Here is a 22,277-nt window from a genome sequence, read left to right as displayed (position 1 = left end):
AGCCTAACCAAGGAGCCTTCATGAAAGCCATTGCCTACCATCACAGCCTGCCCATTACCGACGACAACGCCCTGCTCGATATCGAACTGCCCAAGCCGGTGGCCAGCGGGCGCGACCTGCTCGTTGAAGTCAAGGCCATCTCCGTCAACCCGGTCGACACCAAGGTGCGCAAGAACCGCGCGCCGAAAGAAGGCCTGCCCGAAGTACTGGGCTGGGACGCAGCCGGCGTAGTGGCCGCCGTCGGGCCCGATGTGACCCTGTTCAAGGTGGGCGACAAGGTCTGGTACGCCGGCGCCATCAACCGCCCCGGCAGCAACAGCGAGTTCCAGCTGGTCGACGAGCGCATTGTCGGCCATATGCCGGCCAGCCTCGACTTTGCACCGGCGGCCGCCTTGCCGCTGACCGCCATTACCGCCTGGGAGCTGTTGTTCGAGCGCCTGCAGGTCAGCCGTAACCACGATGCGCCGGCCAAGTCGCTGCTGGTAATCGGCGCAGCCGGCGGCGTCGGCTCGATCCTGGTGCAGCTGGCGCGCCAGCTGACCGGTCTCACCATTATCGGCACCGCGTCGCGCCCCGAAACGGCCGACTGGGTGCGCGAACTCGGTGCGCACCATGTAATCGACCATAGCGCCCCGCTGGCCGGCGAGATCAAGCGCCTGGGCCTGCCGCCGGTCGACTATGTAATCAGCCTGAACCAGACCGACCGCCATTTCGACCAGATCGTCGAACTGATCGCGCCGCAAGGCAAGTTCGCGCTGATCGACGATCCCGAGCAGATCGATGTGCGCAAACTCAAGGGCAAGAGCGTCTCGCTGCACTGGGAACTGATGTTTACCCGCTCGCTGTTCCAGACGCCGGACATGATCAAGCAGCACGAACTGCTCGATGAACTGGCCCGCCTGGTCGACGCCGGCATCATCAAAACCACGGTGGCCGAGCGCTTCGGCAAGATCGACGCCACCAACCTCAAGCGCGCCCACGCGCTACTGGAAAGCAATAGCGCCAAGGGCAAGATTGTGCTGCAAGGATTTTAAGGCGTAGGTCGGATTAGGCCGCGCCGCGCAGGCCCGTGGGGCCGTAATCCGACAACATTGTTGGCGTCAGCGGTGTTGTCGGATTACGGCCCGGAGGGCCTAATCCGACCTACGCCACCGGGTCTTTCAAAGCACCAGCACCGCCCTGAAATCATTGACATTGGTCAACGTCGGCCCCGTCACCACGCTGTCGCCGAGCGCCTGGAAAAAACCGTGGCCGTCGTTGTTGTCGAGGCTGTCGCGCGGGCGCAGGCCCAGCGACCAGGCGCGCTGCAGGGTGTCGGGCGACAGCGTGGCGCCGGCGATGTCTTCCTGGCCGTCCACGCCGTCGGTGTCGCCGGCCAGCGCATGCACGCCCGCTTCGCCATCGAGCGCGATGCCCAGCGACAGCAAAAACTCCACATTGCGCCCGCCGCGCCCGCTGCCGCGCACGGTGACGGTGGTTTCACCGCCCGACAGCAACACGCACGGCGCGGCAAACGGCTGGCCGCGCCGCGCTGCCTGCAAGGCCATGCCGGCCATTACCTTGCCCACCTCGCGCGCTTCGCCCTCGATACTGTCACCGAGGATATACGGCGTCACGCCGGCTGCGCGCGCCACGGCTGCGGCCGCCTCCAGCGCCATTTGCGGCGTGGCAATCAGCGTCGTTTGCGCACGCGCCAGGCGTGGGTCGCCCGGCTTGACCGATTCGCCGCGCCCGCTTTCAAGCACCTCGCGCAGACTGGCCGGCAGGGTGATGCCATAGCGGCGCACGATGGCCAACGCATCGTCGCAGGTGGTGGCGTCGGCCACGGTGGGACCGGACGCAATATCGCCAAGCTTGTCGCCCGGCACATCCGAGATGGCCAGCGTCACCACCTGCGCCGGATGGCAGGCCGCCGCCAGCCTTCCCCCTTTGACCGCCGACAAATGGCGGCGCACGCAATTCATTTCGCCGATGGTGGCGCCCGATGCCAGCAACGCGCGGTTCAGTGCCTGCTTGTCGGCCAGCGTGACGCCCGGCAAGGGCAGCGCCAGCAACGCCGAGCCGCCGCCCGAAATCAGGCACAGTACGGTGTCATCGGCACGCAAGCCTTCAAGCAGCGCCAGCATGCGCTGCGCGGCGTCCATGCCCGCCTGATCCGGCACGGGATGGGCAGCTTCGACAATCTCGATGCGCTGGCACGGCACCGCATAGCCATAGCGCGTGACCACCAGCCCTGACAGCGGCCCCGGCCAGTGCTGCTCAAGCGCCTGCGCCATGGCAGCCGAAGCCTTGCCAGCGCCAATGACGATCAGGCGCCCGCGCGGCGCCGGCGGCAAATGGGGTGGAATGCAATGGCTAGGTTGGGCTGCTTCGATGGCAGCGTCAAACATGGCTGTCAGCAAATCGCGTGGCGGCGTATCGGCGTGCATGGCGGTCTCCTTGTTGTCTGCGACCATGCTACCAGCAGCGACCACGTATGCGCAGCCCCGCGCTACAATGCCGGCACGATATCAACGGACTCCTGCATGCAAACCACCATTGAATGGGCACAGCTGGCCCGCGCTTTCGGCCTGTTTGCCGTCACGGCCGTGGCTGAGTTGCTGGGCTGCTACCTGCCGATGCTTTGGCTGAGCAACAAGGGCAGCGCCTGGCTGCTGCTGCCCGCCGCGCTCAGCCTGCTGGTATTTGTCTGGCTGCTGACCTTGCATCCGGCCGCCAGCGGGCGCGTCTACGCCACCTATGGCGCCATCTATATCGCTACCGCGCTGGGCTGGCTGTGGCTGGTCGACGGCGTGACGCTGGCCTGGACCGACATGGCCGGCGTCGGCCTGGCGCTGGCGGGCGCTGCGGTGATTGCCCTGGGGCACAAAGCAGCATAAGCGACTGTTGTTTATAAGTTAGCCATGTAACCATTGGATACATTTGCGCAAATATGTTGTGCACTTATCCAATATAATGGCTATCTTCCCGACGCCATGCGCCCTCTCCAGGATTTGCCGCAATGAACCACCATCACGAGCACCATATCGCCTCCGCCTTCCGGCAGGAGTTTGCCGACCCACATCTGTGGTGGACGCGTGCAGTGGTGGTCGGCATGGCCGCCGTGGCCGGACTGGTGGTGGTTGGGTTCACCTGGCTGGCCGAGACTGCGCTCGACCTGTTCCTGCACCTCAACGGCAAAGCCTGGTGGCTGCCGCTGCTGTGGACGCCGGCCTGCGCCGCCCTGATTGTCTGGCTGACGCGCCGCTACGCCGTCGGTGCAGCCGGCTCCGGTATTCCGCAAGTGATGGCCACGCTGGACCCGGCAGTGGCGCCAGCGCAGCGCTCGCTGTTTGTTTCCCTCAAACTCAGCATTGCCAAGATAGGCCTGACGGCTGGCGGCATGCTGGGTGGACTGTCGCTGGGACGCGAAGGCCCGTCGGTGCAGATTGCCGCCGGCGTGATGCTGTTTGCGCGCCGCTGGCTGCCGCGCCGCAGCACGGTCAGCGCCCACTCGTTGCTGGTGGCCGGTGGCGCCGCCGGGATTGCAGCGGCCTTCAATACGCCGCTGGCTGGCGTGATGTTTGCCATCGAAGAACTGTCGCGTTCGCCCGAACAGCGCAACAGCGGCCTGATCGTGGCCGGCATCGTGCTGGCCGGCATGATGGCCGTGTCGATCCACGGCAACGCTACCCACTTCGGCGTGATCCACCCCGGCCCCATCGGCCTGCCACTGGCCCTGCCCGGCCTGCTGGTGACGCTGGTGGCCGGCGTGGCTGGCGGCCTGTTTGCACGCTTGCTGCTGGCCTCGGCGCGCGGCAATCCGCTGGGAAAACTGTCGGCGTGGCGCCATGGCCGGCCGGTGCTGTTTGCCGCCGTCTGCGGTTTGCTGGTAGCCGCCATCGGTATTGCCAGCCACGGCGCCACCTTCGGCAGCGGCACGGTGGCCACGCGCGCCATGCTTGAAGGCTCGGCCGATGTGCCAGCCGCCTTTGTCGGCTTCAAATACGTGGCCACCTGGCTGACGGTCTGGTCGGGTGCACCGGCCGGCATCTTTGCGCCGTCGCTGGCGATCGGCGCCGGCATCGGCCACGACATAGCGCTGCTGCTGCACTACCCGCATGCGCCGGCGCTGATCGCACTGGGCATGGTCGGCTTCCTGGCCGCCGCCACCCAGGCGCCGCTGACGGCGTTTATTATTGTGATGGAAATGGTCGACGGCCACGGCATGGTTTTGAGCCTGATGGCCTGCGCGGTAGTTGCCAGTACCGTCTCGCGGGTCTTGAGCGAGCCGCTGTATTCGGCGCTGGCGCAGCTGCAGTTAAAGCGCCTGCCAGCTACCGCTACCTTGGCAACTACATCGTAAAGCCGAACGGCTGCAGTCCCGCCTGCGTGTCGCCTGGCGCCACCACGGCCAGCAAGGCAGCCAGGCCGGCATTGAGCTGGGCGATGCTGTCGCCGTCCAGGCGCGACAGCGCGCTGGGCAGCAGGCCGCGCGCCGGCTGCGGCGCCAGCGCCAGCACCGCCTGGCCTGCTTCGGTCAGGGTCAGCGTCACCACGCGCTGGTCGGGCTGGTCGCGTGCCTTGTTCACATAGGATTTCTTCACCAGCGCATCGACCAGGTTGCTGGCCGTGGTCTGGTGGATCGACATCTTGCCAGCCAGCGCCCCCAGGCGCAGGCCAGGCTGCTCGAACAGCTCCTGCATCACCCACAATTGCGCGCCAGACACGCCGCACTGCTTTTCAATCTGCGTCGAATGGCGCTGCGCAGCACGCATTACCACGCGCATGTTTTGCAGGGCCAGGCTTTGCGCCCTGGCCAGATCCTGTTCATCGGTCATCACATCCTGTGCCACCATCGTCTCCTGTAAAACGTCACGCGCCCGTAGCGTTGCCCACCGGCTCGCCGTTGCGCCACTGCTGTTCCATGGTCTGCCTGCCGTCCGGCCCCCAGGCGCGCTCGACGCCATGCTTGATGCCATGCTGGTAAGGCACCACCTGCTGCAGCTGGCCATCCTTGTACCAGGTTTGCGTCAAGCCATGGCGCTGGCCATCGAGATAGGCAATCACGCTGGCGCGCTGGCCGTTTTCATACCATTCGATCACATCGCCCTGCTCGCGGCCCTGCGCGTCACGCTGCCAGGCCACGCCAGGCTGGCCATTGCGGCCCCATTTCTGCACGCTCAGCATGGCGCCGTTCTGGAACAGCACCTTTTGCGCCACTACGCCATTGTCATGGCTCTCGAACGACCAGCCGTCGGGTTCGCCTTTGCGCCAGATCGTCCGGGCGCGCAAGCTGCCATCAGGCGCGTAAGACACAAACTCGCCGTCCATCCGGTCATCGACATAGTGGGCGCGCTGGTACAGCGAACCGTCCTGGTGAAACACTTCCCACAGACCATGGAGCTTGCCGCCGCGCAGATGCGAGCGGCTGCTGACCTTGCCAGTAGGGCCGTACGCGATCACTTCGCCATCGGCCATCTGCTCGCCGTGGTAACGCAGCCGGTTCATCAGTTGGCCGTTCTCGTGCCAACTCTCGTGCACGCTGTTGCCCTGGCCTTCCGGCGTCACGCGCTGCTTGAGTTGCCCGTTCGGGTAATACGAGACGCTGGCGTTGCCAGGGCGCTGTTGACCATCACGATCGAGCTGCACTTCGCGCGCCAGCTGGCCATTTTCAAAATACCAGCGGCGCAGATGCACGAACTTCGCCTGCGACAGATCGAGGTCGGTAGTCCAGCTTTCCATCGCCACCCGGCCAGGCTGGTCGGCAAACTCCAGCAGCACATGCCAGGCGCCCAGCTTGTCGTCGCGCACCGGCGGGGTGCGCAGCGCATAGCTGGCGTTGCCAGCGTCGCTGGCAACATAGTCTTCGTTCAGATACATAGGCAGCTCTTTCATTTGCGCCGAGCCATGCAGCGGCATGGCCAGCAACAGCGCCAGCAGCGGGCGTACAACTGCTTGCTTCATAGGGGCTGGCGCGTGGTCTGGCTTTCATGCAGCCGCGCATAGGCGCCGCCCTGCTGCAGCAGGGCGGCATGGCTGCCCGCTTCAACCAGCTGGCCGCCATGCATCACCACGATGCGGTCGGCGCTTTCAATGGTCGACAGGCGGTGCGCAATAACGATGGTGGTGCGGTTACGCATCAGTACTTCCAGCGCGGCCTGCACCTGGCGCTCGGACTCGGTATCGAGCGCGCTGGTCGCTTCATCAAGCAGCAAAATCGGTGCATCTTTATACAGCGCGCGCGCAATGGCCAGGCGCTGGCGCTGGCCGCCGGAAAAGCGCGAACCGTTCTGGCCGGCCGGGGTGGCGTAGCCTTGCGGCATCTGCATAATGAAATCATGCGCGTAGGCGGCGCGTGCGGCCGCCTCGATGCGCGCCTGGTCCGGTTGCGGGTCGCCATAGGCGATATTGGCCGCCACCGTATCGTTAAACAGAATCACGTCCTGGCTGACCAGCGCAAACTGGCGGCGCAGCGCCAGCAGCTGGTAGTCGCGTACATCGACGCCGTCGAGCAAAATCTGGCCGCCAGTCACATCATAAAAGCGTGGCAGCAGGCCCAGCAACGTGGTCTTGCCGCCGCCCGAGCCGCCCACCAGCGCCACGGTTTCACCAGCAGCAATACTGAGCGAGATATTGTTCAGCGCGACCGGCGCATCAGGGTCTTCCGTGTTGTAGCGGAACTGCACGTTCTGCAAGGTCAGGTTGCCGGCCACCTTGGCCGGAACAGCCGCGCCCGGATCGGGCTCGACCGGCGTATCGATCAGACTGAATACCGACTCGGCCGCCGCCAGGCCGCGCTGCAGCGGCTCGTTGATCTTGGTCAGGTTCTTGATCGGCGACTGCATCGCCATCAGCGCGCCCATAAAGGCCACAAACGCGCCCGGGGTAATGGCGCCGCTTTGCGCACGCAGCAAGGCAAAGTAAATCACCGATGACAGCGTCACGCCAACCAGCATCATGATAATGCCCGAGTTCATGGCCGAGGTGGCCGCATGCTTGACGGCCAGCTGACGGTTGCGCTTGACCACGTCGACAAAGCGCGCATGTTCATAGTCCTGGCCGCCGAAAATTTTCACCACGCGCTGGCCGGCGATGCTTTCATCGAGTACCGAAGTCAGTTCGCCAACGGCCTGCTGCGAACTCTTGCTCAGGTGGCGCATGCGCCGTCCGGCCAGCGTGACGATAATGGCGATAATCGGCATGGTGGCCATGCAGAACAGCGCCAGCTTGACGTCGATGCTGAACAGCAGCACCAGGTAACCGATGGTGGCCACCGAATCGCGCACGAACACATTGAGCACGTTCAGGCCCGCCTGCGACACCTGGCTGGCGTCAAAGGCCACGCGCGACTGCGTCAGGCTGGTAGTGGTGGTGTCGAAAAAGCGGCTGGGCAGGCGCATAATGGTGGCAAACATCTGTTCGCGCAAATCGGCCTGCACGCGCGTCGACAGCCAGACCGCGCCGTAATCACCGGAAAAGCTCGACACCATGCGCAGCACGGCCAGCGCCAGGATGGTGGCCGGAATCACCCACAGGTCGACCTGCCCGGCCTGCGCCGGCAAAAAGCGGTCGACCCAGCCCTGCAGCATGCCCATGAAGCCGGCGGTCGGCACCATCTGGTCGCTGGCGCCGGCGCGCATGGCGTCCACCACGCTTTGCAGCTGGCGTATCAGCAACACATCGGTGGCCGACGCCACGCCCACGGCCAGCAAAGTGCCCACCATGATACCGCCATGGCGGAGAAACTGACTGATAAGGCGGCGGAACAGTTGACGATTTTGCTGCATGCGGTGGCGGAAAAAATAAGAAAACATGATTTTAACGCGTGTGGCGTCCCGGCATGTGAAACGTTTGCACCAACCTTTGCCCCGCGCTGGTGCGCGCGCACGCCAGAGCGCATAATGCGGGCATGCTGAACCTGACTTTTCTGGGCACCTCATCGGGCGTGCCCACCCGCTACCGCAATGTGACTTCGCTGATCGTGCACACTGGCCCGGGCCGCCAGTGGTGGATGGTCGACTGCGGCGAAGCGACCCAGCACCGCTTGCAGCGCGTGCCCTACAGCGTGCATGATCTGGAGGGCATCTGCATCACGCACGTGCATGGCGACCATAGTTACGGCCTGCCGGGCCTGCTGGCCAGCGCCTCGATGACAGGCCGCACCAAGCCGCTGATTTTGATCGCGCCAGCCGCCATCAAGGCGTGGCTGGATGCAACCTTGCTGCATACGGAACTGTTTCTCACCTATCCGCTGATCCATATCGATGTCGACAGCACCGACCTGGTGCACGAGCGACCGGGGCTGCATAGCCTGCGCATTACCCGCCATGCGCTGTCGCACCGCGCGCCAAGCGTGGCCTACCGCTTTGAAGTGGAAAACAGCAAATGGCAGCTCGACAAGCACGCCCTGCTGGCGCACGGCGTGCCGTCCGGCCCGGCCTGGGGCCAGTTGCATGCGGGTAAGGACGTGACACTCATGGATGGCCGCGTGCTTGCCGCCAGTGACTTCCGCCAGGTGCAGACGGAGCGTGCGGTAGTGGTAATCGGCGGCGACAACGATACGCCAGCGCTGCTGGCCGACGCCTGCGCCGGCGCGCAGCTGCTGGTGCACGAGGCCACCTATACCGAAGCGATGCTGCAAAAAGTCGGTCCCGGCCCCACCCACAGCTCAGTGCAGCGCGTGGCGCAGTTTGCCGCTCAAGCCGCGCTACCCAATCTGATTCTCACCCATTTCAGCGCCCGCTACCACCACGCCGAAGGCATGGCCGAGCTGGCCGCTGAGGCGCGCCAGTTCTATCATGGCACACTGTACCTGGCGCGCGACTTCGATACCTATGAACTCGATGCCGAAGGTGGGCTGACGCTGCGCGCCAGCCAGAAGTGAAGTATCCGACAAAATGGCCGGGAACATTGCTCAGGTCAAGTCCCGGTACATTGTCGGCCAGGGCGGCCCAGGGAGCACAGTTTTAGTCGCCTTTTCGCTCGGCGTTCGTATGTAATTTTTTGATTTTCAAGGAAACTAATTTACAGGAGTTAAATTAATCAACTTTCTCAAAAATAGTGCACCTGACTTGAAAAACGTCCTGCCATCATTTTATTGAGCCATCACCAAGAAATTCAGTTCGATTCAATTCCTGAAACGATATACATCTTCTCGGCACTTGTATCTCGCTGCCCTACACAATTGCTGATATTTTTTTCGCTCCCCTCGCAAAAAAATACTGATGTACTCTCCCTTAAAGCTATGCCATGGAACGGGGAAAGAAAATAAACCCCTCCTTTGCGCTGTGTTATTTTATTCATTGCAGCAACAAAATCAACTGCAAATGAATGCTTGGTCCTTTCCTCTATCCATGCAAAAAATACTGCTTTTGTCTCCTCGGCCGGTATTTGGCTCGTTCGCTCAAACCCGGGATGAAACATTAAGGCCGAATCATGCTGAACTGAAGAAAACTCTCTGATATCCCCACCTAAAAATGCAATTGCGCAAGCAGAGGCACATATTCCTTCGGCGATAGTTTTAACTTTCCTTTCGGAAATCAATTTTCCGATTTTAAGACCCACAGAAAATGATCCACCGCCTGAATCCTTAAATAATATGGTCGAAACCGGCTCATTTAAAATAAAATCGGATAACTTTGAGTAGGTCTCCGCATCAATTCTTCCACTTACAGTGACTACATTTTCAATATAACGTACTTCCGCACTCGCCATACTTGCTAAAAGGCCAAAAAACATAACAATGATGCCATGTATTAGTTTGAAATTTATTTTCATGAGGAAATATTTTAAATCGGGAACATTGCTTAGCTGGCGCAACTTGCCGCGATACACCACTGGCTGGTGATTCAGTGTCTGAGTGATGAAGTCGGCATCGCCCGGGACGGGCGTGCAGAAGAAAGTCTGCTGGAAAATCTTGAAACGGTCAATTTCTTGGAACGGAAAATACCGCGATGACGGCGCATTTCACTGTAGCGGTCATCCTTGAACTGGCGCTCGATACCGGTAAACGGCAGCAGGCGCTCAGCAAGATCGCCGAAATTGAGGTCAAGCCGGCTGGCCTTGAACTGCTCGAAAATCTCGAACTGATCCTGGCAGATTACCTGGATGGCTGTTTCCGGAAACTGATAGAGTTCGCGCCACATCACGTGCCAGCCCGAGTCGACCTGATTAATGAAATCAACCTGCCGCGGGTTCAGGATATAGGCATCCGATTCGATGTGAATGATCTTCTTGGCGCCCAGCTCCTTGTCCAGCGTGATCGCATGCAGGAAACTGCACCACCAGCCCGGATAGGCGGAAATGCTCTGGCGGCCCAGGTTGTTTTCAAAATGCACCAACAGCGTGTCTTCGCTAAATTGCGACAAAGGTGCATCGAAGGGCACGGTCCTGATGACCTCGCCGGGCGGCAAGTACGGCGAACCGTCATCGAGCATGATGCGCTTGACGGCGTCGATCGGCATTTTCTGGTAGTAGTCAAGCCAGCGGCGGTAGCGGTTGTCCCAGGCTTGGGCATTCTTGATATAGCTGGTGCAGAAGAGTAAGGATTTCATGTATTGATGCAGTTCGACGATCCTGGCGCAGCACCAGCAAAGCGCGCAGCAAGTGGAGCAGCATCACCGGCCATTGCCAAATGCTGCCAAGTCAGGCATACCCGCTGCATTCGCCTGGTCGCGCCAACAATGAAAATACCAAGGCTGCACTCAGCCCCCCTCCCCCAAAAGCTTGCTTCTGGGGTAAAAATCCAGCTTGGTGACATGGCCGCCATGGCCTGACGGCTGGAATAGGATGACGCGATTTTATCATAGGCAGGTCGAGGTAAAGCCGTGTTATTAGACGTTTTCAATATCCTGTTGGCAATATCTTCCGAGGTTGCCTGATGACACCGCGCCTGACCGGCGCGACTCATCCGGCCCGCGGGTCATCTGCCCTGGCCACATGCCATCAATGCAAATCCTGCCCATACAAACCGGCAAACTCGGCCGCCAGCGCACGCGCCTCTTCCTGCTGCGCCGGGGTCAATATCTGCAGCAACTGGTCGCGGTTCTTGATGGCCTGTCCATCACCGGCCTCGGCCGGCATGGCGATCCACGCATAGGCGGTCACATAATCGAGCTCCACGCCCTGCCCCTGCGCGTACAGCAGCCCGTATTCATTCTGTGCGGCCAGCGAACCGGCCTCGGCGCCCTGGCGGTACCAGAACGCCGCCTGTTCGAAGTCCTGCGCAATATCGACACCGCGCCGGTAGGCCTGCGCCAGGTTGAATTGCGACTGCTCATCGCCGGCCTCGGCCGCCTGGCGGCCATAGTGCAGCGACAGCTGCATATCCTGCGCCACGCCATCGCCATTGGCGTACATCAGCGCCAGATTGGCCAGCGAGGGCGGATAACCGGCCTTGCCGGCGGCACGGAACAGTTCGATGGCGCGCGCCACATCCTGCGCCACGCCGTGACCCTGGTAATACAGGCTGGCCAGGAAATGCGTGCCGGCGGCATCACCGGTCGCGGCAGAGGCGCTGAAATGCTGGTAGGCTAAGGCAAAATTATCGTCGTTATAGGCATCGATGCCCGCTTCATTGAGGGAGATGCTTGCGTCGTTCATCCAGACTCCTGTTCAATAGCTATACACGGAAAGCCGATTGTAAGAGCTGTGTTCGCTTGCCCCGTGTTCTGTTGCGAACAAAGATATATAAAGAGAGACTTCATGATTTCACCACTGCACTACCTGCCTGCTCACCCCGAAGACGCCGCCGCCTTTGTCGCCCTGCGGGGCCAGACGCGCCAGAACGCCATCTCCGCCGAACGCCTGGCCGAGCTGGGTATTACCGCTGCATCCTGGGCAGACATGATGGAAAACGGCAACCTGTCGGGCGTGACTTGCGACCACGAAGGCGAGCTGGTGGGCTACTGTTTCGGCGACCTGGAAACCGGCGAAGTGATTGTGCTGGCGCTGCTGCCCGCCTACGAGGGCCAGGGGATCGGCAGGAAACTGCTGGAACTTGTCGTCAAACAGCTGCACGCCAAAGGCCATCAAACACTGTTTCTCGGCTGCTCGAACGACCCCGAATCGCGCTCGTACGGCTTTTACCGCCACCTGGGCTGGCGTGCTACCGGCGCCATCGACAAGTACGGGGATGAGGTGCTGGAATACCGGTTCTGATGTTAGTCCGGCTTGCCTGACGGCTTGATTTCTGGCTGAGCCGCCAGCCCCCACTCGTTCCAGCCCTCGCCAAACAGCTCGACCGGATGCTGGGTGCGCTCGGAGCCATTGCCGCAGGCCATCGCGTCTGGCGGACAATATTTATCGCAGCCCCAGCAGATGCGCTCGGGGTTTTTCGGATTGATGGGGAAAGGCTTGGCCATGATGGTGCTCCTGGAATAGATCCTGTCCCATTCTGGACCTGCACCTGGCAAGGGTCAAACCCATAACATGGGCTTTTTTTGCCCAAGTCAACATTATCAGAATACGATGCCGCTGCCGCATAGCGGCGCCGCCATGACCTTGATGATGGCATCGATCACGCCGTCGCCGAGCAAGACACGCATGGTCACTGGGGCGTCGTCGACATGCGCGAACGCATCGAGCGCATCGGCGGCAAGCTGACCATGGTGGCCGGCACGCAGGCCGGCGTGGTGCTGCGCTTTGTGATTCCGGCGCAGCTGGCTTACCGGCTTGAAGAAGCTTGATGCAGGAGGTTAATACAAAAGGTTAAGTACAGGCACTTGCAGCAAAGGTGCAGACCAATGTTGCTTTCTGGCATACTCAAGCGTGGCGCACAGCATTCGCATCCGCAATGACTGCCCCTTATCCCTGACGACCTTGCCGCACTTTCCCATGATGCTTTCCCCACCCTTGCCCATCAACGAGTCGGAACGGCTGGCGGCGCTGCACGCGCTATGCCTGCTCGACACCCCGAGCGACGCCACCCTCAACGAGCTGACCGCGCTGGCCGCGACCGTGTTCGGCATGCCGATCACGCTGGTCTCGCTGGTCGATGAAGGACGCCAGTGGTTCAAGGCCAGGGTCGGCATGCCCATGCAGGAAACCCCGCGCTCGCAAGCCTTTTGCGCCTACGCGCTCGAGCGCACCGAGCCGCTGGTGGTGCTTGACACCTGGCGCGACGCGCGCTTTGTCGGCAATGCGCTGGTAACCAGCGAGCCGTATGTGCGCTTTTACGCCGGCGCTCCGCTGATCACCGCCAGCGGCCTGTGCCTGGGTACCTTCTGCGTAATGGACCGCGAGCCCAGGCTTGACTTTGGCGACGCCCAGATCGCCCAGCTACGCCGCTTTGCCAGCCTGGCCATGCTGCGCATCGATACCCTGCGCGATATCGGCTATGTCGATACGCTCACGCAACTACCCAACCGCACGCGCTACCTGGAAGACCTGGGCATCCATCTGGCCGAGCGCGACCACGGCGAACGCCACCTGTCGGCAGTGGCCATCGACATCTGTGGCGCCACCTATTTCGAGCATATGCAGGCGGCCTTCGGCAGCAGCCATGCCGACGGCTTTATCCAGGAAAAGGCGCGCGGCGTCATTGCCGCGATGGCGCCGGCGCCCGTCTACCGCGTCGACCAGACCGTGTTTGCCTGTGTGCTCGAAGCGGCCGACGACGCCAGCCTGTCGACTCAGTTGATAGCGCTCCAGGGCGAGCTGTCGTGCGTGATCGACTATCAGGGCATACCGCATGCGCCGCAGGTAGTAACAGGCGCCGTCAAGCTGGCCACCCAGACAAGTATCGACGACACCACACGTTCGCTGCGCGCCGCCCTCAGCCATGCGCGCACGCAGCGCCTGGCCACCACCATCCACCACCCCGACCTGAGCGCCACGCAGCGGCGCGCATTCGAGATCCTCGCCTCCATTCCGGCGGCGCTGAACGACCAGCATCAGCTGCAACTGCACTACCAGCCCAAGGTGCATACAGCCGACGGCAGCTGCGCCGGCTTCGAGGCCCTGCTGCGCTGGACCCATCCACGCCTGGGCCAGGTCAACCCGGCGCAGTTCATCGCGCTGGCCGAAAAGACCGCGCTGATACGCGCCATTACCGCCTGGGTCATGCACGCCGCGCTGGCGCAGGCCGAACAGTGGCAGGCAGCGGGCCATCGTTTTACGCTGTCGTTCAATATCTCCGCAGTCGACCTCGACAACAGCCTGTTTGCCGACGCCTTGAGCTCCGCCCTGACCCGCTACCGCGTCGCCCCTGCCCTGCTGGAAGTGGAATTTACCGAAAGCGCCATGGCCGGCGACCCGCAGGCCGTGTACCAGCAGTTGCAGCGCATCCGTAGCCTGGGCCTGCAGATCGCCATCGACGATTTCGGCTCCGGCTACAGCAACCTGGCCTACCTGAAACAGATACCGGCGACCACGCTGAAAATCGACCAGTCGTTTATCCGCCCCCTGGTCAGCGGCAGCAGCGACGCCACCATTATTGCCGCCATTATCAAGCTCGGTCACCAGTTCGGGCATCGGATTGTGGCTGAGGGCGTGGAGACACAGGAGGTGTATGAGCTGCTCAGGGATTGGGGGTGTGATGAGGTGCAGGGGTATTGGATTGCGAGACCCATGGCAGCGCGTGAGGTGATGGAATGGATGGAAAATTTTTCGGTCCCTGTAAAACGCGTGCTCAATTAGCTCCTTGCAAAAAAAAAGCAATGCAGCTTGCCAAGCTTATAAAAAACAGTTATCAAAACAACTGTTAATCGTTGTTATTTTGGACTTTTCCTTAAAAAACCAGCAATTAGTTTCCTCATTCAACGGTTTTATTGTGTTCCCTCTTTATACTCAATAAATTATTGACGCAGGGAAATTTTATGAAGCTTTTTGACATGAAACTGATTCATCGCTTCGCGCTGCTGGTAGGTATCGTCGTGGCCGGTTTTGCCTTGTATGGAAGCTGGTCTTTTCACGTGCTGAACCAGGTGAAGGTCAACGGCCCGATTTATCAACGGGTGATCCAGGGAAAGGATCTGATTGCCGACATTCTGCCGCCACCTGAATACATTATCGAATCGTATCTGGTGGCGCTGCAGGCCATGAGCGCCACGCCTGCCGAACGCGTGGCGCTGATCGACAATCTCAAATCGCTGAAAAAGGACTACGACACGCGGCACGATTTCTGGTCGAAAGAAACGCTGGAAAGTGATCTCAAGGATCTGCTGATGAACGGCACCGACAAGCCGGCGCAGGCCTTTTACCAGGTCGCGTTCACGCAGCTGATACCGGCTCTGGAAAAAAAAGACAGCGCTGCCGCTGAGGCGGCCATGGCGGTGATGAAGCAGCACTACGTGCAGCACCGCGCCGCGATCAACCAGCTGGTGGCAGGTGCCACCAAACGCAATGTCGAAGATGAGTCGAACGCCAGGGCGCAGATTGCCTCGTCGTCCGCCATCATGCTGGCTATTTTGCTGGGATCGGTCGGGCTGGCCACGGCTGTCTCGTTTGCCCTGGCGCGCAAGCTGCTGAGGCAGATGGGCGGTGAGCCGCGCGATGCAGCCGATATCGCCGCCAGTATCGCAGCCGGCGACCTGGGCGTCAGCATCCGCATAGCGCCGCGTGACCAGGGCAGCCTGCTGGCGGCGATGAAAACCATGCAGCAGGGGCTGATCAATATCGTTGGCCAGATCCGCATCAGCACCGGCACCATTGCCAGCGCTTCGACGCAGATCGCTTCGGGCAACCAGGATTTGTCGGCCCGCACGGAAGCGCAGGCGTCGGCGCTCGAGCAAACCAGTTCGTCCATCGAAGCGCTGGCGCACGCGGTGAAACACAATGCGGGCAATGCACGCGAGGCGCAGCAGCTTGCCGCCTCAGCCTCCGATGTGGCGCTGCGCGGTGGCCAGGTTGTCTCACAGGTGATCGATACCATGGGCGCGATCAACAGCTCGTCCAAAAAAATCGTCGATATCATCGGCGTCATCGACGGCATCGCTTTCCAGACCAATATTCTCGCCCTGAACGCGGCCGTGGAAGCGGCCCGCGCCGGCGAACAGGGGCGCGGATTTGCCGTGGTCGCCACCGAAGTGCGCAATCTGGCGCAGCGCTCGGCCGCTGCCGCCAGGGAGATCAAGGTCCTGATCGAGAACTCGGTGCAAACCGTTGACGCCGGCGCCCAGTTGGTCAACCATGCCGGCGCCACGATGCAGGAAGTGGTCGACAGCGTGCGCCGCGTGAGCAACATGATCAGCGACATTAACGCCGCCAGCCAGGAACAGACCGACAGCATCGTCCAGATCAGCGACGCGATTCGTCAGCTCGATGGCGTGACCCAGCAAAACGCCGCGCTGGTGGAAGAAGCCGCCGCTGCGGCAATCAGCATGCAGGACCAGGCGCAGCAGCTGTCGCAGACGGTGAGTGTATTCAAACTGGCCGAGGGAGATGCGGTGCAGGGAGCGCCGATGACGCGGTTGGCGCTGGCTCGTTAAAGCCGCGAGTCTGGATAAGCTGATGCGCTTTTTGGCTAGCCAGTCCGGCTAGGCCATCCGTGCGTCGTACTTTGACTCTGACGTTCCGTCTTCACTTCTTCCCGATGCTTTTGTAGGCACCCAGCGCTGCACCGGCAGTAGCGCCGGTGATGGTACTAATAATTGGAATTGGGATCATCGATGCCAGAACACCGCCAACCACGGCTCCAGCTGCTGCATCCTGAACGAGCTTTGACTGCAAAGCGCTTTTGCCCAGTTGACCAACCTCGCTGGCCACGGCGCCGGCAACCTCCCGAACCTTGGCTGCGGCGATTTTTGCATCCTCGAAATCAACCTTACCGTCGCCGTTCAAGTCGCCAACCAGCACGCCGAGTGCGCTGAGGGCATTTCCGGCAGAGTCGGCAGCCACGCCGAGCGCAGCGCCCGCAGTCTTGGCGCCAGCTGCGGCCGAATCACCTAAAGCGCCCGCGCCATGCTTAACGGCAACCAACGACTTTCCGGCGCTCTCTGAAATAGAATCGCCCGCTTTCGCTGCGAAGTGCGATGTGGCCTGGGCGGCATCCCCCATTGCTTCACCGGTCGACTTGCCCAACTCAAGTGCGGTATGACCTGCCCTCTCGGCGGACTCCTTCACCGCGGTGAACGAGGTGCTTGCTACGACCGCTACCGCATCAGTAGCGGTGGCAACGGTATCACCCACATTCTTTACGAACTCTGAGAGCCTGCTTTTCATATTTCGATCCCGCTGGAAAACGCTTTAACTTGCTCGCTTGATGTTGCAATTCTAACACAGTGAACGGGTCATGAACGGGCTCAGGTCCGTCAATGCGACACGGACTGATGCATTTGGCGCCGTAAAAGCAAGCTCAGCCAGAAACCTAGTTAGTACCACAAACGCGCGCCCGCGGCGCGCGGGGCTGCCGCGCAGCGGCAGCAGATGGAGGATTCGGGGCGGCATGCGCCTGCAGGCGCAAGGCCTTCGAATCTCACACGCAGGGCGCGCAGGCGCCCTGCTCGCTTCCGCCAGGCAATAAAAAACCGCCCTGAGGCGGTTTCTTTATTTCTTGGCGGAAGCGGTGAGATTCGAACTCACGAACAGTTTAACCCGTCGCTAGTTTTCAAGTCTTCAAAATTACTTTTTCATATCAATAACTTAGAAAAAATTCAATTCCGCAATCAGCATTTTTCTAAGGCCTTATCCACCTCAGCTAAAGCCAATTTACACAGGCGATGCGGAAACGATTTGCTCCAACCAATGACTCAGGATAGGATTTGCTCCATGCTCCTGATCACGTCTCTGTCGGCAGTTCAAGTTGAGGCTAGCGAACATCGACGTGAGCCTTCATCTGATCATCTCGGTTTAGAGTATAGTCAAAAAGCATGCAACAATGACATGAAATCCAGAAAATATTTTAAGCGAAAATCTAAGCAATATCACCCACTTCAAAAAGTTCCTATCAAGAATATGAAAAATCTAGTGCCACCAGTTTTCTACAAATATACACCTGTTGAAGACTGGCTACCTTTGCTTCTAAATGGAAGTTCCATTAAATTTACCAGCAGAATTAATTTCAACGACCCGTTTGATTCACTTTCATCAACCCACCTTAACTATGAGGCAGAAAATGTAGAGAAATATATTAGAGAGGGGCTAGAAGGGTTGAATATTTTACCACCTGAAGAAATTGAATCAATGGTAAAAAAAATAATTAAAAACAAACAACAAGTTGACTCAAATTCAGGAGATGAAACATATTTAGATAACACAGGAATATTATCCCTTGCATCATCATGGGAAAATATCCTACTTTGGTCGCATTACGCCAATCAACACAAAGGAATCTGCATAGGATTTGATAGCGAAAAAGATATCTTCCTAGCGGCTCAGAAAGTCATCTATAGCAGTGACTTTCCAATAATTATCAGGCCAGATGACTCTCCGGATGTCATGCTTGAAAAAACATTTCTTAGAAAATCAAAATGCTGGGAATACGAAGATGAATGGCGTGTTTTAAAACCAACATGGAATAAAATAAAAAAAGAAGACCTAAACAGAAGAAAAATAAATCCAAAAGTTGCCAAACTCATGGAATCTTCCAATGGACCAGGAACATATAAATTTGAAAAAAATACCATCATCGATATAACACTTGGCATGAACATCAGCATAGAGGATGAAGAGAAGGTTATAGCAGGAATTAAGGCATCCGCCATTAGTATCAAACTATTTAAGGCATCTCGAAAGAAAGGGCAATATAAGGTACAAAGGGATGAATTAAGTATTTAAATACAATAGTAAAATACCTTTTTCACTACATCGCTACCAAACTACTCCTCAGAAAAACTGCTCAAAGTGCGTCAAAATGCGTCAAATCGCATGCCCCATCTTCGCCCTGCCGCGCCAGTCCTCATGCGCCTTCGGCCATGACGCAAATTTGAGTCAAAACAGCCCTAAGTAGCGGGCAGGTGTGGAGGGGGGACAACTGCGCGCGCCGGGCCGAAATTGGCTTTTTTGTCGCTTTTCATGCTCCCCGGCAGGCAGGGACGTAAAAAAGCCGCCTCGTGGGCGGCCTGTGGGGTGGCTGGGCAGGGTCGGCGCGGCTGGGTGGTATCCGGTCGGCCCCGTGCGCTATCGCGCCGTGGTGGTCATCCTGGGCGGCCCGCGCGGGTCTTCGCGGCCAGCTCCTTTTCGTAGTCGTCGCGGCAGTCGATATTGCAGAAGCGCAGCGCCGGCGCCAGCGGCTCGTCGCAATAGTGGCAGGCGCCGTGCGGCACCAGGCCCGGCCGGCCACGCACTGCGGCCAGGCCGCGCGCCACCTCGGCAGCAATGATTTTGTCGGTCTTGTCGATCAGATCGGTCATGCTGCGCCCTCCCCGCCCTTGGCTAGCTCATACGGGGCGAACTTGACCACTTCCACGCCGGCCCATTCGTTGATCGCCATGAACTGCGACTGCAGCGGCACCAGCTCGTTACGGGCGAACACGCGCGCGGCCGGCTCGACGGCGCCGAAGCCGCCGGCATTGCTGGGCAAGATGCCCATCAGCTGCGGCGGTACGCGGTGCGCGGCCAACTGGTCGTCGCGCGTCACGCTCTTGATGTTGAAAAATTCATCCTTGGCGGCGACGTCCGACACCGGCAGAATCTGGATGCCGTCCTTCTTGCCGTTCGGCGCATACATGAACAGGTTGCGAAAGTTGCCAGGGCCTTTACTGTCGCGCATGGCCTGGCGCAGATTGTCAACGTCCGCCGTATTGGCCGCCGCGTCGGTCATGTAGAACACGAAGCCGGCGTGACTGCCGTTCTTGTAATACTTGCGCCGGAACAGCGTGGCCGCCTCATTGAGCCAGGCCGACTGCAGCGCGCTCAGGTACTGCGGCACGCCGTACAGCTCCTGGTTCACATCGGGTTCCATCAGGTGGAAAATGCGGCCGGTTTCAAACTGGTGCTCGGTGCCGTGGTTGGTCACGAAGAAATACGTATCCATGTCGATGCCGCGCCGCATGTACTTGGCCAGCGCGTGCGCGAAGGTCAAGGGCCGGCCGCTGCGGCTGGGCCGGTCTTCCAGGTAGGCATTGCCGAAGGTGAGGAAGTCGAGCGCCATGCGCTTGAAGGCGTCGCGCGACAGGTACTTGCTGGGCACCAGCGTGGACGCCAGCACGTTGGCCTTGAAGTGGATAGCGGACGAATGGTGCACGCCGGCATTGAACGACTTGGCCAGGCCGGCCAGGTTAATCGGCGGCTCGTACCATTGGCCGTTCTTCCAGCATTCAAAGCAGTCGAGGATATCGCCGTGCTCGAGCACCGGCGTGGGGTCGCCAAACGAAAACGCCTCAATGCCGGCGGTAGCTGGCGCCGGTGCTGCCAGCTCAGTGGCTGCTGCGGTTACGGCGCGCTGGCTGGCGCGCCGATGTCGATTCTTGCTCAATTGTAAATCTCCATAATGGATTGGTTGTTGTCGGTAGTGCCTTCAAATGGTTCGTGGTCGAGCGCGTGCATGCAGGCCCAGGCCAGATCGGCGTGGCCGGTTTCGTCGCTGCGCCCGGCCACATAGGTGACGTGCCGCCCGCTGGCCGTCAGGGTCTTGCTGATCGCCATGAACGACTGCGCGATATCGATCCAGCCGGCGTCAAACTCCAGCCGGCCCTTGCTGATGATGTTTTTGGCTTTCAGCACCATGCGGGTCTTGACCTCGGGCGAGTAGTTCAGCGCCGTGACGGCCGGGAAGAAGCCGCGCACAATCGGCAGTACGCCGATGCCCATGCCGGTGGTGTCGATGCCGATGTATTCCACGTTGTAGCGCTGCGTCATCAGCCGGATCGCTTCGGCGTGGTCTTCAAAACTCTGGCCGCGCCACTGGTGGCGCTCCAGCACGCGGAACTTGCCGCCGGCCGTCATCGGCGGCGCCAGCACCACGCAGCCGGCGCTGTCGCCGTTCAATGCCCGGTCGTAGCCGATCCACACAGGCCGGTTGCCGAACGGCCGATGCGGCACCGTCAGCGGCTTGTAGTCGTCCCACTCCACCCATGAATCGATCATGCAGCGCTGCAGCTCGGCCAACGGGAACACCGACGCGGAGTCGTCGATGAAGTTGCACATCAGCAGGTTTTCAAACTGATCGGGGCTGTATTCAAAGTTGCGCAGCTCGTCGATATCGAACAGGTTGCAGCCGCCACGCTCGGCGTCCAGGATGGTGACGATCTGGCGCCAGATTTTGTCCTCGCCCGTGTAACCCGACGACAGGCGGCTGTGGCTCACATCGATCTTGACCTGGTCGGCCTTTGCCCGGCGCTTGTTGAACAGCTCGCCGGTCCAGAATGGATACGCCTGGTGCGTGGTCGAGGAAGGCGTGGAAAAGTAGGTCTTGCGCCACTTCTTGTGGATGGCCATGCCGCTGGCCACCTTGTTGAGTTCCTGGAAATTGTGCGTCCAGAAAAATTCATCAAAGTAGAAGTTGCCGTGGTAGCCCTGCGCGGTGCGGGCGTTCGTGCCCAGGAAGTACAGGTGCGCGCCGTTCGGCAGCACGATAGGGTCACCCGACAGCTCGATACCGGCCGCCTCGCGTGCAAACTGCACGATGTATTGCTTGAAAACGTGGGCCTGGCTTTTGGACGCCGACAGGAAAATCTGGTTTCGCCCCGTCTGCATGGCATCTGCGAGCGCCTCGCGGGCGAAGTACCAGGTGGCGCCGATCTGGCGGCTTTTGAGGATGGCGCGCGTGCGCTGGTCGCCGTTGCGATACCAGACCTTTTGATAGTCGAACAGCGAATCCTGGAACGCGTCGAGCAGCTGGATGCGCTGTTCGTCGCTGAAATCGTTGCGCACCGGCTTTTTCTTCGGGCCAGCATTGCGGTTGGCCAGCTTGGGATTCAGGTCGACTTCATTGCCGCCCGGTTGCTCATAGCGGCGCACGCGCGCCATCTGCACGATGGTGCGCGCCAACAAGTCAATTTCTTTGAAGTCGCTGCCGCTCTTGGCTTCCTTCTCGATCAGCTTGACCAGGCGCAGCTCGGCCGATGCTTCAACGTGCTCGATGGCCTGCGCCTTGTCCCATTCGTCGCGCTCCTTCCAGCTGTTGATCGTGCTGCGCTTGATGCCGAGATGCCGGGCAATCGACGAGATCCGCCAGCCCTTCCAGTACAGCCCACGCGCCACGCGGCGCGGCTCGGATTCGGGCACGGCCAGTTCGGTAATTTTCGCCAGTTTTTCGTCGGTTTCTAACATGCCGCCAGCGTAGGCCGCGCGCGCGCGCAGCGGGGGCAAGGCCGGCGCGCTGCGCGGCGTGTCGCTGATCGAGCTGGCCAACCTGAACGTGACGGCCCTGCAGATCGTCTTGCCACGTATCACCGAGCCGACCCTGTACTCGCTGG

The 22,277-nt window shown here is 60.3% G+C and carries 20 protein-coding genes and 1 pseudogene; 9 read left to right on the top strand and 12 right to left on the bottom strand.

The window, feature by feature from the left end; translation table 11 throughout:
• Positions 1-20 precede the first annotated feature (20 nt).
• Entirely contained in the window at positions 21-1,034 is a 1,014-nt protein-coding gene (locus tag GCM43_RS24440) for a zinc-binding alcohol dehydrogenase family protein (protein WP_152248479.1), read from the top strand.
• 126 nt (positions 1,035-1,160) lie between these two features.
• On the opposite strand, the gene GCM43_RS24435 is transcribed toward GCM43_RS24440, so the two are convergent.
• Positions 1,161-2,429: a glycerate kinase type-2 family protein gene (locus tag GCM43_RS24435; protein WP_152248478.1), complete on the bottom strand. Its 1,269-nt coding sequence runs from the start codon at positions 2,427-2,429 to the stop codon at positions 1,161-1,163.
• Between the two features lie 96 nt (positions 2,430-2,525).
• Here GCM43_RS24435 and GCM43_RS24430 point away from each other — a divergent pair, with 96 nt between their 5' ends.
• Together GCM43_RS24430 and GCM43_RS24425 are read left to right on the top strand one after the other, a co-directional pair.
• Positions 2,526-2,879 (top strand): YnfA family protein, encoded by a 354-nt coding sequence (locus GCM43_RS24430; RefSeq protein WP_152248477.1) that lies wholly within the window; start codon positions 2,526-2,528, stop codon positions 2,877-2,879.
• Positions 2,880-3,001: 122 nt separating this feature from the next.
• Positions 3,002-4,345, top strand: a complete 1,344-nt coding sequence (locus tag GCM43_RS24425) for a chloride channel protein (protein WP_152248476.1) — start codon at positions 3,002-3,004, stop codon at positions 4,343-4,345.
• Here the strand turns inward: GCM43_RS24425 and GCM43_RS24420 are convergent.
• From GCM43_RS24420 to msbA, 3 genes are read right to left on the bottom strand one after another with little or no spacing between them, the layout of a single operon-like run.
• Positions 4,335-4,838, bottom strand: coding sequence for a MarR family winged helix-turn-helix transcriptional regulator (locus tag GCM43_RS24420; RefSeq protein WP_226929652.1), 504 nt, complete (start codon positions 4,836-4,838; stop codon positions 4,335-4,337). The two genes, GCM43_RS24425 and GCM43_RS24420, sit on opposite strands and share 11 nt — an antisense overlap.
• 16 nt (positions 4,839-4,854) lie before the next feature.
• The gene (locus GCM43_RS24415) at positions 4,855-5,946 is read right to left on the bottom strand and encodes a toxin-antitoxin system YwqK family antitoxin (protein ID WP_152248475.1); all 1,092 of its coding nucleotides are present in this window, start codon (positions 5,944-5,946) and stop codon (positions 4,855-4,857) included.
• Positions 5,943-7,769, bottom strand: coding sequence for a lipid A export permease/ATP-binding protein MsbA (gene msbA / locus GCM43_RS24410; RefSeq protein ID WP_152248491.1), 1,827 nt, complete (start codon positions 7,767-7,769; stop codon positions 5,943-5,945). The genes GCM43_RS24415 and msbA overlap by 4 nt, the downstream gene beginning before the upstream one ends.
• A gap of 122 nt (positions 7,770-7,891) precedes the next feature.
• Between msbA and GCM43_RS24405 the strand changes: the two genes are divergently transcribed.
• A complete protein-coding gene (locus GCM43_RS24405) occupies positions 7,892-8,866 on the top strand; it encodes a ribonuclease Z (RefSeq protein WP_152248474.1) in 975 nt (324 codons plus the stop codon).
• Between the two features lie 233 nt (positions 8,867-9,099).
• On the opposite strand, the gene GCM43_RS24400 is transcribed toward GCM43_RS24405, so the two are convergent.
• The 3 genes from GCM43_RS24400 to GCM43_RS24390 form a co-directional block, all read right to left on the bottom strand.
• Positions 9,100-9,816: a hypothetical protein gene (locus GCM43_RS24400; RefSeq protein ID WP_152248473.1), complete on the bottom strand. Its 717-nt coding sequence runs from the start codon at positions 9,814-9,816 to the stop codon at positions 9,100-9,102.
• 14 nt (positions 9,817-9,830) lie between these two features.
• Complete coding sequence (locus GCM43_RS24395) at positions 9,831-10,535, bottom strand: hypothetical protein (protein ID WP_152248472.1); 705 nt, start codon at positions 10,533-10,535, stop codon at positions 9,831-9,833.
• Between the two features lie 391 nt (positions 10,536-10,926).
• Positions 10,927-11,583, bottom strand: coding sequence for a tetratricopeptide repeat protein (locus GCM43_RS24390; protein WP_152248471.1), 657 nt, complete (start codon positions 11,581-11,583; stop codon positions 10,927-10,929).
• Positions 11,584-11,685: 102 nt separating this feature from the next.
• On the opposite strand from GCM43_RS24390, the gene GCM43_RS24385 reads away from it, so the two are divergent.
• On the top strand, positions 11,686-12,141 hold the full coding sequence (locus tag GCM43_RS24385; protein ID WP_152248470.1) for a GNAT family N-acetyltransferase: 456 nt from the start codon (positions 11,686-11,688) through the stop codon (positions 12,139-12,141).
• Positions 12,142-12,143: 2 nt separating this feature from the next.
• Here the strand turns inward: GCM43_RS24385 and GCM43_RS24380 are convergent, their stop codons facing one another.
• Positions 12,144-12,344 carry a DUF3079 domain-containing protein gene (locus GCM43_RS24380; protein WP_152248469.1) on the bottom strand — a complete coding sequence of 67 codons (201 nt, stop codon included), beginning with the start codon at positions 12,342-12,344 and terminating at the stop codon, positions 12,144-12,146.
• A 472-nt stretch (positions 12,345-12,816) separates the two neighbouring features.
• On the opposite strand from GCM43_RS24380, the gene GCM43_RS24375 reads away from it, so the two are divergent.
• The gene (locus GCM43_RS24375) at positions 12,817-14,619 is read left to right on the top strand and encodes a putative bifunctional diguanylate cyclase/phosphodiesterase (protein WP_226929651.1); all 1,803 of its coding nucleotides are present in this window, start codon (positions 12,817-12,819) and stop codon (positions 14,617-14,619) included.
• A 194-nt stretch (positions 14,620-14,813) separates the two neighbouring features.
• Complete coding sequence (locus GCM43_RS26540) at positions 14,814-16,409, top strand: methyl-accepting chemotaxis protein (protein ID WP_319636972.1); 1,596 nt, start codon at positions 14,814-14,816, stop codon at positions 16,407-16,409.
• Between the two features lie 91 nt (positions 16,410-16,500).
• On the opposite strand, the gene GCM43_RS24365 is transcribed toward GCM43_RS26540, so the two are convergent.
• Positions 16,501-17,142, bottom strand: a complete 642-nt coding sequence (locus tag GCM43_RS24365) for a hypothetical protein (RefSeq protein ID WP_152248467.1) — start codon at positions 17,140-17,142, stop codon at positions 16,501-16,503.
• 204 nt (positions 17,143-17,346) lie between these two features.
• On the opposite strand from GCM43_RS24365, the gene GCM43_RS24360 reads away from it, so the two are divergent.
• Positions 17,347-18,696 carry a DUF2971 domain-containing protein gene (locus GCM43_RS24360; RefSeq protein ID WP_152248466.1) on the top strand — a complete coding sequence of 450 codons (1,350 nt, stop codon included), beginning with the start codon at positions 17,347-17,349 and terminating at the stop codon, positions 18,694-18,696.
• 359 nt (positions 18,697-19,055) lie between these two features.
• Here GCM43_RS24360 and GCM43_RS24355 read toward each other — a convergent pair whose 3' ends face one another.
• The 3 genes from GCM43_RS24355 to GCM43_RS24345 are packed head-to-tail and all read right to left on the bottom strand — an operon-like array spanning position 19,056 to position 22,131.
• On the bottom strand, positions 19,056-19,271 hold the full coding sequence (locus tag GCM43_RS24355; RefSeq protein ID WP_152248465.1) for a hypothetical protein: 216 nt from the start codon (positions 19,269-19,271) through the stop codon (positions 19,056-19,058).
• Entirely contained in the window at positions 19,268-20,335 is a 1,068-nt protein-coding gene (locus GCM43_RS24350; protein ID WP_152248464.1) for a phage portal protein, read from the bottom strand. The genes GCM43_RS24355 and GCM43_RS24350 overlap by 4 nt, the downstream gene beginning before the upstream one ends.
• A complete protein-coding gene (locus tag GCM43_RS24345) occupies positions 20,332-22,131 on the bottom strand; it encodes a terminase ATPase subunit family protein (RefSeq protein ID WP_152248463.1) in 1,800 nt (599 codons plus the stop codon). The genes GCM43_RS24350 and GCM43_RS24345 overlap by 4 nt, the downstream gene beginning before the upstream one ends.
• Before the next feature lie 37 nt (positions 22,132-22,168).
• Here GCM43_RS24345 and GCM43_RS24340 point away from each other — a divergent pair.
• Positions 22,169-22,267, top strand: a pseudogene (locus GCM43_RS24340) (phage tail assembly protein); the annotation flags it as partial.
• Positions 22,268-22,277 lie beyond the last annotated feature (10 nt).

Source organism: Janthinobacterium aquaticum, from assembly GCF_009208565.1.
GTDB lineage: Bacteria > Pseudomonadota > Gammaproteobacteria > Burkholderiales > Burkholderiaceae_D > Janthinobacterium.
The sequence above is the reverse complement of the archived record's forward strand: the minus strand, read 5'-3'. Positions and strand labels throughout refer to the sequence as shown.